3 protein-coding genes are annotated in these 14442 nt (G+C 51.2%); all 3 read left to right on the forward strand.

Features of this window, described 5'->3' with window-relative positions:
- Window positions 1–124 precede the first annotated feature (124 nt).
- The 3 genes from NST43_RS08925 (at window position 125) to NST43_RS08935 (ending at window position 14383) form a co-directional block, all read left to right on the forward strand.
- On the forward strand, window positions 125–712 hold the full coding sequence (locus NST43_RS08925) for a TetR/AcrR family transcriptional regulator (protein ID WP_339223861.1): 588 nt from the start codon (window positions 125–127) through the stop codon (window positions 710–712).
- A gap of 327 nt (window positions 713–1039) precedes the next feature.
- Window positions 1040–6574, forward strand: a complete 5535-nt coding sequence (locus NST43_RS08930) for a hypothetical protein (RefSeq protein WP_339223862.1) — start codon at window positions 1040–1042, stop codon at window positions 6572–6574.
- Between the two features lie 27 nt (window positions 6575–6601).
- Entirely contained in the window at window positions 6602–14383 is a 7782-nt protein-coding gene (locus NST43_RS08935; protein WP_339223864.1) for an S-layer homology domain-containing protein, read from the forward strand.
- Window positions 14384–14442: the final 59 nt, after the last annotated feature.

Consider the following 14442-nt stretch of genomic DNA (forward strand, 5'->3'; position numbering starts at 1 on the left):
GTAATTGACAATTTTAATTGTAAAATCTACAATTAAAACGTTCAATGGTTGATATGAGTCAACATGACATTTAAACATCATTTTATATATATTTGACTATTATTTATGAAGGAGTGGCTTATTATTGGGCAAGGATAAGGTGGATCTGCGTATTCTTAAAACGCGAAAAGCGATTAAGGAAGCCTTCTTGCGACTAGTGCAAACCAAAGGTTACGAACGAATTACTGTACAAGACATTGCCGACGAAGCGATGATAAATCGAAACACATTTTATTTACATTATGTAGATAAACCTGAATTCATGGACAAGTTATTTCAGGAGAACGTACAGAATTTGAATGCTTGCTTGAGCCTGGAGGTGAGCTCGATCCATGAGATGGACAAGGATATGTTCGGTACGATGATAAAAACGATTTTCGACAATATCGATGCAAACATGATATTCTTTAAAACCATGCTGACTCAAAACATTCACCCAAACTTCCCCATCTACTTAAAAGACGCTTTTAAAACGTTTATCTTCGCCGGAATCAGCGATTTCCGCCACGATGAACGGATGGAAATTGGCCTCGAGTACATGATATCGGGATTGGTAGGTGCGATTTGTCTATGGATTGTTGAACGTGAGAATTATAAGATGGATGACTTTATCAACCATCTGAGTGAAATTCATTATCATAACATGGTTGACTTGCTGAAGAATACTAGATAGCAAAATAACTAATCCACACCAATAAACCGCAACTGAGCCGTTCTCAGTGCGGTTTATTTTGCTTTTCAGACATTTTCTCTTAAAAATTCAGGACTTTTTTCGTTTTCCGAGTGTATTAACCCTATTTTGGGGCATTTGACGCAGCTTTTGTCGAGATTTGTTAAGAGTTTGTTTAGAGCCGCCTGATAGAATAAACGCAGATATGAAAAAATAGGCAGCGAATCTTGCTGCACGCCGGACAGGAAATGATGAACGAATAAGGGGGAGCATCAATTGTTAATGAGCAGGAGATTGAAGAGATATACCTCGCTAAGCTTAATTCTTAGTATGTTGCTATCGTTAATACCCAGTTCCTTTAGCGGACTGGCAGAGGCAGCGGGTGATGATTTTGAAGTCAAGTTTCTAAACGGACAACATGTTGGGAACCTAAGCTACCCTGCGGATAATACATTCCTCAACTTTTATACCGAGGAGCAAGGCTTCAAACAGACAGAGAAAGACAAAGATGCCAAATATGATTGGGTCAAGGGAGATATCTTTGCCGGTGTCGATGATAATGAGGCCACGGTTCAATTCCAGGTGAAGGTAGCCGACAATACGCTTCTGAAAAATATGGCGGAGAGCGGACATGCGGAGATGCTTACAGGGTTCTCTGTACTGCGCCGTCACTCCGGGTTCTTATGGACGCGTCATTCGTCTATTACAGTAAACATTGACGGAAAAGATATTATTAATGAACGAACCGGCAGCAGCCAGCGGTATAACAAATCTGCCAAGGCCATCATCAAACCTGATTCTGTTATTAACATTAGGGTCTGGGGCGAAGGCGATGACGACGGTGAAGCAGCCGGTGTACGCGGATTCTACCTCAAGTTCCAGGACCTCAAGCGTCCGGTGATTGATAACTATACCTTTACCGGCAATGGTGCAGAACGGCTCAATGAGAATATTAACCAGAAAGAGCTGTATGTCAAAAGAGACGAGAATATCACGCTCAGCTACAACTTCAGCGAGCCGGTCAGACCGACTTCGGTCGTGGAAGCAAACTCCGATTATTTCCTGCGGCATAAGTTGTTTGTTAGTGATCCGGGCACTGGACTTCCGGCAGCCGGAGAGCAGCAGTATCTGCAGAATATTAGCTTTACCAAGAATAGTTTAACTTCCTACCAGAAAAAGATTGCCTATAAATATACGGGAGTTCCTTTCCATAACAGCGGCAACCTTCCATTGAGACCCTTAATTACCGGCGGGACCACCGGCGGTGCGCAGATGGATCTGTCGCTGGATAATAAATTGAAAGAAGCCGTGCTCAGTGATGCGGCAGGTAATAAAGCGGTTGTCAATCTCAACACTGTACCTAGCAGCGGCAGCAATGCTTGGCTGGACCGGAAAAGCGGGAATCCGTTTGACTTTGACCGGGGCGGCTTCCGCGTCATTGTAGATGCCGTACGTCCGAAGTATTCGAAGACCAAGAATGGCATTCAGCCGGAGATCCTGACCGGGGTTACGCTCAATAAGGGAGATGTCATTGACTTCACTCTGCAGATGACGGAAGAAGCGATTGCCAAAACCGGCTGGGAGGAGAAGAAGACCTTCATCCTCTTCAATAACGGAATGAAAGCCTATTATGTTATAGGCAGAAATACACCGAATTGGACGTTCCGTATGACCGTGCCTGACGGGCTGACTGTGGAAACTCCGCTGCTCAAGGCCGTAGCCATATCCAATGATGCCAAGGGCGGCAGCGAGCCTATCCAGATGGATACCGATGTTATCCAGGATTACGCAGGTAACTTGCTGATTCAGCCTGCGAACTTTGATGGAATCCATGAAGAGAAGTTCCCTAATATTGAAGGCGGTGACTTTTCACTCGCCAACTCCAAGATTGACTGGGCGAACCTGTTCATCGACAACACGGAGCCGGTGATCGGTTACCGGTTCGAGACAGGCGGTGCGACGGATACAACCTATGCCAAAAAAGGTAAGGTGACCATCGACGCCAACGATCCTTCCATTAAAGTACCGCATCTTGATCCTACTGTAGCTGACCGTGGAACAGAGCGGCCGAGCCGCGGGATCTACCGCCCTTCCAATCTGAGTGCGGAAGCCTCACCTTCGGTAGGTCTGGTGTACTACTGGTGGAGCCAGGATAAGGCTGATCCATTCGCTGGCGTAGCCGGAGATCATTATGCAGCGCTTAAGCGTTACGCACTCTCCGCCAAGCAGCCGTCGGAAGAGCTGTATCCGGGAGAATTCGAGAATGTAGAGCTGTCGGTAGTGAATAACAAGACGAACCTGCTCGCTCCTCCGGCGGAAGCCTTCGAGGAAGGGAACAGCGGCGAGTGGTATCTGCACACCTGGACTGCCGATATGTCCTGGGATTCAGCCAGGGAATTGATGCAGCATGAGAAGAAAGACGTCTACAAGAAAACCCATGAGGAACAGTATAAAGCTTGGAAAGCAGAGGCACCGGGATCAGAGACAGATAAAATCTTCTATGCCGATAATCAGGCGCTGGCCGCTGTTGGACAATACGGCGATAAGAGTGTCTGGCCGCTTGAAGATTTCAAGAAGGACGATTCTAACTGGAAGCATGAAGTAGGCGTTCTTAAGCTGGACAACCAGGGGCCTGCCATTACGCTAGCCGCCGAGGATACCGCTACGGTACAGGCTCTGGTGAAGGACCCGCATAGCGGAGTCAGCAGCGTGCAGTATCAATGGGTGAAGGACGGGGATTCCCCGGCGAGCGGAAAATGGGCAGATACACCATATTCCGGCACGACCGTAACCCGGTCTACCTATGAGGATATTGATGAGGACGGCTCCTACTGGCTCTATCTGAAGGCGCTGGATAAAGCGGGCAATGAGACGATCAAGACGCCGCAGGAAAGAGCAGTGGTTGTGAGTTCGGAGGCTGCGATTCCAACGCAGTTCACACCGGAAGCTAATCCAAACTATGTGAAGAGTCATGATGTTACGTTCCAGATCAGCGGTGTGCATCCCGATTATGTGGGCTATGCCATCAGCGACAGCTCTCTTCGTCCAGGGGATAGTGAATTCACCGGGCTGGAGGTTTCTGAGTCATCCGGTATATCTCCACTGTCTGAGAAAAGTTTGATTGAAGACGGATTGGAACCGGAAGCGTCTGGTGCTCCTACAGAGCCAAGTCCTCCGGCTGAGCCGGAAGTTATAGCAAGCATCGGGCCGGTAGCCATTATGAAGTTCCTGTCGTCCGGGCCAACAGCGCCTTCGTTGACGCCGCTTGAATCGGAAGAGACTCCGGCACCGGATAACAGTGCCGAGCCGGTAGCGACAGCTGCTGCTTCGGCAGAACCAACTGAACCGGCAGCGGCACCTGCTGCTTCACCGGAAGCCTCCGAACCGGCGGCAGGAAGCACCGATGCCAAGCTGGCAGCCAAGGGCCTTGGCTCTTCTGTAAGTGAAGCCACTTACAGCTATGTCGTTCCTGCTGAAAAATTAAAGCTGAACGGAACGCAATACATTCATCTTATGGTGAAGCACAGCGACAAAACGTACTACTACTCGAAGGCTTATTATTTTGATAATGAAGCACCGGTAGTATATTTCAGCCCTGATAGTATTGCTTACCCGCTGCCGCTACAGAAGACTCGGATTAGCGTGTCGGAATTCTACAGCAAAACAGGACTTGTCAGCAAATATAAATGGGTCAGACAACAAGCGGGTGCAGAAGTACCTACAGAGTCTTCTACAGAATGGAAGGACGTACCGGCAGGCGGTTCGGTGTCCATTGACGACAAATCGCTGAAAGCGGGAGAGATTGCCGAATACCGGTTATATGTACTCGCGGTTGACGGGGCGGGCAACAGCTCTGTGACTGCAAGCGCAGGAACCTTCAAAGTATCGGCAACCACACAACCGGAGGCACCTGTGTCCAATGCCAAGTCTTCTCTGATCTATCTGTCCGGGGATACAGCGGACGGCTACACAGCCATTGTGAAGCTGAGTCTCGAAACGGAGGACAAGACCGGTTATGAATATTCGGTCTCACCGGATAACGGGGTGAGCTGGCTGAACTGGAAGCCTTACACCAACTTCGTAGCTGTGAAGGTTCCGACGAGTAAGCCTGAGGAGCTTCAGGTGTGGGTGAAGTACAGAACGCCGGGCGGTCTGATCAGCAAACCGGCCAAGCTTGATGTCGATGGAGCTTCTACCAGCGTACAGCCGGTCTATGCGCTTGCTTCACTCAGCGTGAACAGCCCGGTCAATGCCAAGGTTGGCGCAGATATTGAGATCGCGCTCCCGCCGGGTATCCGCGTAATGCCATCGAAGATTAACCCTTCGGTGCCTGTGCGGACCGGGAATTCATTCAAGATCTACGAGAATGGTTACTACAGCTTCGATCTGACCGATCTCAGTGATCCGGACCGGACAGATACGCTGTATCTGGTCGTGAAGAATATTGACGGTACGCCTCCTGAAGGAACCGTTGAATATTCATACATGGAGAGTACGAACGGTAATGTGGTTGCCCTTCTCCAGAGCACCTCTGAGCCGGTCACGGTTGTGAACAATGGCGGCAAGACGGCCTATACCTTCACGGAGAACGGCAAGTTCGAATTCGAAATTAAGGATGCAGCCGGAAATGTCAATAAGGTTGAAGCAACGGTTGCGAACATTAACAAGGAAGTCCCTAGGGTAAAAGTAGTCCGTTCCTACCAATATGGCGAGAATGGAAGCCAGACCTTCGGCACCCTGAAGGATAACAGCGGCAATGTGCTGTTCTCTACTGGGGTTACGGTTACGGTAGAGAAGGCGGATGCTTCGGCTAAAGCGTTCAACATCATCAGTCCGGATAAGAGCATTACACTCATGGAGAATGGAACGGCTTCATTCACTGTGGTGGATGTATACGGCAATACGACAGTTATCAAAGAGAAGGTAAACAATATTCTCTCTGCGCCGCCAGTACCGGACAAAGTGGCCTATACCTTTGTAGATGCCGAAGGCAAAGCGGTTCCGGCCGATCAGATTGTGACCATCGGCGGACAGAAATATGCCAAAGGCAAAGTGAAGATTACGCTTAGCGGCACAGTAGCTGCCCCTAACCACATGTTCTCGGGCGTAAGACCTATTCAGGGCGGAGCCGCGTATACGAACCAGATCAGTAAAGCGGATGGAACGTACAGCTACTCGCGTGCTTTTGAGAGCAGCGGTTCAGCGGTCATTGCCATCTCGGATCTGCTGGGCAATGTGAACAAGGTTCCGGTGACCATTGCAGGACTTGATAACACAGCGCCTGAGCTGATACTGAACAAGGAAACAGTAGGGATTGTTCAGAACAAGAAAGACTTTAACTTCCGTACGGATCTCGGTGGCTTTACTGTTTCTGATAATGTATCGGCTGAAGCTAACGTGAAAGTATCGGTCAGCGGGCTGGATCTGAGCAAGCTTGGACGCCAGCGCGTAGCGTACACAGCAGTTGATCAGGTAGGCAATAAGTCGGTGGTCTATCAGGATGTGGTGGTCGTGAAGGACGGCGGATTGCTGGTCTTCGGTAACGATACCTTAATCTCAGCTTCATCCGGCGAATCTGCATTGTTCAATACCAACACCATTACCTTCAAGGTATCCGGCTTCAACCTGATGAAGGTAGGCGGAGTAGACAAGGTCAATCAGGCAGGAACGTTCGATATTCTGTATTACCCTGGTCTGTACCGCGAAGGACAGCTGAAGCTGGTGAAGCAGAAGCTAAGCTACGCTGAACTGGTCAGCAGTAATTTCAAGGTCACCTTCCCGAAAACAGGCTGGTACACCATTGTGGTGAGAACCCAGGAGCGTGACCGTGAATTTGCTACCTTCTTTGTCGGCAATCTGAAATAGTTGAAACAAGAACAGGGGGAATACTTGGTGAAGTTGTTGAAACGCATAGTAGCGGTGATGCTCACCTTAATCATGGTATTTCTGTCCACCTCCGAGAGCTTCCATGCTCTCGTTGAGGCGGCCAGCAGTACCAAGACAACCATGATCCAGAATGACTTTATTAAGGTCACTGTTGATAACGAAACGGGCCGCTACGGCATTCGCACTGTAGAGGGTCAACCGATCCGCAAGAACGACAATAATGTAAACCTGCTGTTCCAGGGAGATGATCCGGAGACGTCGTTCACAACTTTCCGGATTGACGGAACAGATTATATTTACGGCAATAAATACAAGTTCGATAACAGCCATTATTCAGAGACTACGGCACCTAAAGTAGTAGAGAATTCGAATGGAACCAAGCAATTGGAGATGATCTGGAAGATTAAAGGCGTAGAGATCAAGCAGATTCTGATGCTCTACACCGACAGCAAGGATGCTGTGAATTCCGGGAATGTCAACATCCGCTATGAAGTGAATAACAAGAGCGGTGCGCAGGTGCAGATCGGCAGCCGGATTCTGCTGGATACGATGGTCGGCGGAAACGACGGACCGCAGTTCCAGATTGGCACAGCGTACAAGTCACCGCTACAGGTAGAGCGGAAGCTGGTGCATAACCCGGAGGATGATGCCGGAATCCCGGAAGAGGATAGAGCATACTTCAAGATTCCATCTTACTGGGTTATGCGCGACAAGCTGGATTTGACGAATCCTCAGGCAACCAATGTGGTGGCCTATGGCTTCAATAACTTTGCCGAGCAGAACATTAATATTGTGGATGAGATGATTGTCGGGCACTGGAACGGCCTGGCGAATACGAAATGGGATTATAAAATCCATCCGAATCTGGACTTCACTAGAGACACCAATGATTTCGGCACGGCGGATTCCGCGGTTGCCTTCTATTGGAACCCCGAGAAGCTGGCACCGGGAGGCTTCCAGAGCTTCGAGACTGTGTACGGACTCGGTGAACTTACTGCACCGGATAAAGTGTTCTCGATCCGATATGTGGATCAGATTCAGCAGTTAGCCACGGCTCCCCTGGAACCAGGCGAGTCGGTGGCATCGAAGTACGCGGACAACGGGGTCTTTACCATCACCACTGAGGTGGAGAACCTGCAAGCCTATAATATGGAGCACTCCAAGATCGAAGTGGAGATGACGCTGGAGAGCGGCCTCAGCTTCGTCAGGCAGGATGAGAAGGGCCAGGATGTTAAGGATGCCAACGGCAATCCTGTCCTGGAGAATTCCCGCAGCAAAATGCTGGAGTTCAAAAAGTCAGCCACACCTGATGAAGCGGCGATGGGCATTGAGCCGAAGTACAAGCCGGGTGACGCGATTACCGCGACCTTCCGTGTTCAAGCCAAAGGCAGACCTTGGCCGGTCACCCGGGAGTATATGGTTTCCGCGAGAAGCCCGGAAACGCAGGGCAAAATCGAAGGCGTTAAGGATGAGGGCATCAAGGCCCAATACGAATCAACACGCAGCAACTTCATTCTGCTGCCGCCGGTCGGGGAAGCAACCGCTACGTATTCCTATGCACTTGCACCGGCAGAGCTGTATAGCACAGATGTGAAATATCTGACGGTGAATCTGTCCAATATTGAAGCCTATAATACGGGCAATGCGACTACAGCGCCTAACTTTGATCTGTACCTCAAGGATAAAGCGAGCGGAAGCCGCTACAAAGTCAATGTTCAGGATGCAGTGGTGATGCAACCGACCGATGATGGATACTCCGGCGCAATGCGGATTACGTACCGCGGCGGGGACAGCGTGGACGAAGGCGGCAATGTGCTGGAAGCCGGGCTTGGGCCTGAATTGCCGCTCGGTGAATACCAGGTGGAGATCGATTACAAAGGCGATGCCGGCGGGGATGAGGAAGTAGCGGCTCTCTATGATATGACGACTCCGCAATCTTTCCTGGTCACTGATAACAATGACACACGAATCCGTGAAGCCGGAGTGATGGCCGTATACAGGGAAGCTGTCGATATCAGCGGTCTTGCGAACGGCGCTTCAGTGAAGGAGGAGTTGCTGGATCAGCTGAATTCGTTGTTCCCGGGTGAGCCGTTCAAGAATGGTTCGTTCCTCTACTCTGCTGTAACTGATTATAAGAAAACCAAGGCTGTATTCGGCGCAGCCAGCAAGGCCGTTGATCCTGAATTCGATATCAGCGAATTCATGGATGACGAAGCGCTCAAAGAAACGCCTATGTATGCCTACAAATTGTTTGCAACAGAGGAGGACTTTGAAGCCTTCCAGGAGGAAGCAGAATCCGAGGACCCTGAATTCGACCGTGAGATTCTGGTTACGGTCCGCGGAATGATCAAGCAGGTAGGCACGGGTGATGAAGAGCAGGTCATCGTGGATACCAAGACAGAACCAGCCATTATTAATGATGCTGTTGCTTATACAGGTAAGGATCTGGCTTTTGTACGAGGTAAGCTTGATATATTCGGAAATACTCTTCCGGGCGATCTGCCCTTCCTGGATACCTTGTTCATCAAGGGTGACGGGACGCTAAGTGTTGCGAGCAGCGGGTTCGTCTTCCATAAGGGCGAATGGACGCTGGATTTCTTCAACGGCTTCTCCAAATCGCTTGGGGATGAGAACTATAATCCGTCCAAGGTGGAGACACCAGAGGATGAGGAGGAAGAGGAAGAAGGCAGCAAGGAGGATAAAGGCAATGACGGCAATCCGGAAGACGACAGCCAGAACGGCAGTCTGAAGTGGGCCATCGGCGGCGTGGGTGACAGATTGAACCCGCTGCGCCAGATCATGATCGGGGATGTGTACTTCAACAAGCAGTCCTTGTTCGGGGCTCCAAGCTTCGCAATTGACGGCTTTGGCTTCTCTTTCAATGATTTCATTCTGCGGGAGAATGGTATTTCCTTCGGCGGTTCCCTGTCGCTGAAGATCATCAACTCCGAAATCAAGAATGTTATTTTCAACAGTGCAGGCTTCTATGGTGTGGATGCCTCACTCGGCTTCGATCTGAATCAGGAGATGGGCCTGTTCGGACCGGATAAGAAGAAGGATGCTGATAAGAAGAAAGGCCCGGATAAACCAAGCGGCAAGGTTACCATTAAGCACGCCGTGCAGGGTAAGGGAATTGGCAATGAATACGGTCTGGAATTCGCTGCACAGCTGAAGAATATGATGGGTGTGGAGATTGAATTCTCACTTAAAAAAGTCAAGGACGGCCGGATTCTTCCGGATGTGATTGCCTTCGGGGCAGAGCTTCCGCAGCCGGGTATCCTGGTGACGGGTGCAACGTACCTGACAGCAATACGGGGAGCAGTACGTGAACTGGCGGACACCATTGCCGGCGGCACGGCACAAGATCCGTTCCCGTTGACGATTCAAGCAGGCGTAGGCATGCGGTTCGGGATTGCTCCGGCGTACTTCTTCGGAGATGTAGACCTGACCGTGAAGCGCACGGGCCTTAAGGTGGAAGGCAAGCTGGATTTCGCTGCCAAAGCCGATGCGGAGAAAGACGACCGGCTTCCAATGCTGACCAAAGCGCTGCTCGAGGCGCAGTGGGTAACGCCATGGTTCGTGCGCGTTGAAGCAGAGATGGATATCGGCGGTTGGGACATCATCATCGGGAAGGCGGGCATCTTCGTCGGACAGAATCTGGAGAAGAACCGCACTGATTTTGAAGGCTATATTAGCTCGAAGGTGCAGATTCCGAACGATGTACCGATTGTCGGCGGCATGCCGCTGTCGAGTATGTTCCTCGGCGTCAACAATGATAAGGTCTGGGGCAGCATCGGTATTCTGCTGATCTCCTTAGGCATTACTTACTACTGGAGCGGCGGCATTGAATTCGGTACTTCGACCGATCAGCTGCCGGAGGGAATGATCCATCTGGTGGTGGATGATCCTGAGCTTGGACCTCGTCTCATGGTGATTGGTGCAGGCGTGCAGACGCTGGCCACCTCCAAGGTAGCTTCCGAGGAAGAGAATCAGGAAATTATCTACCGTAAGGTAGATGAGGGAGTCAAATATGTAGAGAATGGATCAATCAATGTCGGCGTAGGCGGCATTACGGTCAAGAACGGCGGCAGAATCCATGAGATTCCGATGGACGGCGTAGCCGGCAATGCAATCATTGAGATGGAGTACAGCAGCAAGGAGTTGCCGGAATTCAAGCTGCAGGATGCATCAGGCAAAATGTATCCGGTGAAATTCGATAACACGAACACTGATCCTACGGCAAATGCTTTTACACAATATATTCCTGCAAGCTTCAAATCTGAAGATCCATCCAGGCTGAGCGATGAAGTGGACATTCGCAGAGCTTATATCATTATTCCTGAGAATGAAGCCACCAAAGGCGGCACTTGGAAGCTGACAGCCGTCTCGGCTGTTGACACCAAGCTGTTGAATGTTCCTACCCTGCCTACTCTGGGTGAAGTTAACCTGGCGAAGGACAGCGCGGATGCGAATAAATTCACAGCCTCCTGGAAAGTTGCCAACGCAGCCGAAGGCGATACAGTGAACCTGTATCTGGCTGAGGATGCGGTGACAAGCCGCAAGGAAATGCTGAATGGTCAAGAGATTCTGCAGACGGGTGATCCGGGTATGCTGATCGCCAAGGATGTACCGGTCGGAGCTGGCGGCTCGGTTAGCGGCGGAATCACGAGCGGCAGCAAAGTGATCGATGTCACCAATGTAACATTGATGGGCAATCCCGAGGATATCCGCGGGCTGCTCAGACAAGGCAACTATTACCTGCGGGCAGAGCTGAAATCCAGCGCGAACTTCGGGACGAAGACTTCGCCGCAGCGCTTTGAAATCATTGATCCGCTGGCACCGCAGAGTGTCAGTGATGTCAAGGTTGAGCCTGCCGGCAACGGATTGTTCTCCCTCTCCTTCAAGCCGGGAGCGAAGAAATCGGGACACAGCGGCTTCGAGCACAGCTACGTGGTCGATGCGAAGCTGGATGCTGAAGGCAAACTGAGTGAATATGCTCCGTTTGGAGAGCTTTTGTATACCGAACAGGAGCTTAAGCCTTACTGGAATGCATCCACAGGCAAATACGAAGGTCTGTTGATTGGCGGCTGGAAGGCTGTATCTACAACAGATGAAGTCTATAAGGGCAGCCTTGAAGGCTCAGTGATTGACTTGAGCAAGGTGAAATATGTCGGCCTGGAAGTGAAGAAGAATTACGTCATCGGCGTCACTTCAGCAACGGTTCCGACCGAGGATGCCGACAAGCATCAGAACTATCATTATGCCGAGCGGCGGGACAGCAGCAGCACCTTGCTGCCGGTTCCGAATCTGCCGGATCTGACGGTATTGAGTTCATCGGGGACGGTAGATGCCTCCTCCGGGAACTACGTTAACCTGTTAACGAATGAAACGAAGCAGAAGCTGACGCTCTCTTCCAAACAGTCCAATGTGAGGGTGGAAGCATTCTATGCTGACAAATCCATTGCGACAGTAGCTCTGACGAACAAGGCCGGCGGCGGAAGCGAAGGCATCCTGAATCTCGACCAGTTCCAGACAGACGGCCCGTTCGCTATTGAACTGAGAGCCAGAAATACGGTGACCAAGGATATCTCAGTGACCATGCTCTATCTGACGGTAGATACGATCGCACCGGTCCTGTATCTGACGGAGCCGGTAACGGGCGAACGTACCGCACAGGGCGCCGTTCGTGTAGCCGGAACAACAACTACAGGAACGAAGCTGGCCGCAGTTTATACCGTGAGTCAGTTACAGTCTGACGGCAAATACAAAGACAAGGTCATCTCCAAGGAGCTTACGGTAGATCCGAAGACGGGAGATTTCAATGGAATGGTGGAAGTGAATTCTGAGGAGCCTTCAGTGGCGCTAAGCATTGTCGCAACTGACGATGCGACCAATCAGAACACAGCCATTGTGGATATAACGAATGCCGGCTTCAAAGTACCGGTTGCCCTGATTCTGAAGGGAGCGGAGACGCTGACGCCGGGTGCGGCAGGCCAAATCCAGGCTTATCTCAAGGTCTCGGATGGCAAGGACGGGAACGGCAAGCCGAAATTCAAGGAAGAGCCTATTACCGGTAAGGATCTGGATAACCTGACTTATGAAGTTGCTGTAGGTGATGCGGTATCCCTGTCAGCCAAAGGCAATGTTACGGCACTTGCCATCGGCTCCAGCCTGATTGAGGCAGAGTATAAGGTGTCCGAAGGTATAACGCTTAAGGGCATGCTTGCAGCAACCGTAGCTGTTCCGGATACGAAAGAATTAGGTACTGTGCAAGCCGTATCTTCTCCTATTAGCGGAGACAGCAACAACACGAAGATTACGGTGACTTCCGCCGGAGATATGACCGGACAGCAGATTGCTTACAAGGTCTTCTCGTCGAGTCCGGCAGAACTGAAAAAGGATGACAATGTAAGCTCATGGAGTCTGCTTCCGCTCGATGGTATCGTTACAGCCCATCCGGGTGCCATCGTTGTGCTGGCCAAGCGTACCTCCCTGGACAAGCTCGTTAGGGCATCCGGCAGTGTTCCTGCATCGGTCTGGACCAGCAGCGGTTCAGGCGGAGGCGGCGGTGCTGGCGGAGGCGGTGGCGGCGGTGGTGCCGTACCGGGAGTTGTTGAAGAACAAGCACCGGAGCAGGCAGCCCAGATTACCGTCAACGGCCAGGCCGTGACAGCGGAGTGGGATGGACTTACGGCTATCGTCCGGATTACGGATAAAGAAGCTGTTGCAGGCAGTGACCTCACCGTAAGCTCCACTGATCCGAATGCCAAAGCATTCAGTATCCGTGTAGACCAGAGTGTGGTTCAGCAGCAGCTGAGCGCGAAGAAGAAGATTGTGATTGAAGTTCCTATGGGCCAATTGGCCATTGATCCTGAGAATCTTGCAAGTGTGACCGCCGGACTTACTATCGGCATTGGCGGTAATAGCACTGCTGACCAGCAGGCGATGAAGGCAATTGCGGATCAACAAGGATTCACGCTGATGGCGGCAGGGCAAGGCGTAACGGTGAACGTTAATCTGCCGAAGGGCAGCTGGACGCCGGCGCTTGCAGCCAAGATTGCCATTCCTGCGCCGCTTGCGGCCAAGGAAATTACGGCTATGGTGCTTAAGGATAAAGACGGTAACTGGACAACGGTACCGTGGAAGCTGGACAGCAGTGGTACGGCAGTGAATGTACAGCTGACCGGCGAAGGCAGCCTCTTCTTCATCCGCAACCTGAAGACCTTCAAGGATATGCCTTCAGGCTGGGGCAAGGAAGGCATCGCAGCGGCATCCTCCAAGCTGTTCGTGCTAGGGAAATCTGCGGAACTGTTCGATCCGGCAGGCCAAGTGACCCGGGCAGAATATCCAACCATTCTGCTGCGCGTTGCAGGTCTCATGAACAAGCAGGCAGCTTCGGCAGGCTTCAGTGATGTCATCGGCAGCAGCTGGTATAACCGCAGCGTCTCCATTGCAGCCGAACTGGGCATTGTTACCGGACTCGAAGGCGGCAAGTATGCGCCTAAGGATACGCTGACAAGAGTTGAAGCGATGACGATGCTGGGCAGATTGCTGAATCAGGTCCATGCAGGCAGTGAACTCAGCGAGACTGAAGTCACTTCGATCCTCAGCGGTTTCATGGACAAGGACAAGGTTCCGGCATGGGCAAGACAAGCGGTAGCAACGAGTATTAAGAACGGCATTATTCTCGGGGAAGGCAACAAGGTGAACCCGTCCACTCCGCTTACGCGTGAGCAGGCGGCAGCCATTGCCATCCGTCTGGATCAATTCATTACAGCCAAGCAATAACAAGAATGTGCCCGTTCCGCTCGCTAGCGGGCGGGCACGCTCTGCTGGGAAATCCTTAA

This window comes from Paenibacillus sp. FSL H8-0332 (genome assembly GCF_037963835.1).
Classification (GTDB): domain Bacteria; phylum Bacillota; class Bacilli; order Paenibacillales; family Paenibacillaceae; genus Paenibacillus_AQ; species Paenibacillus_AQ rhizoplanae.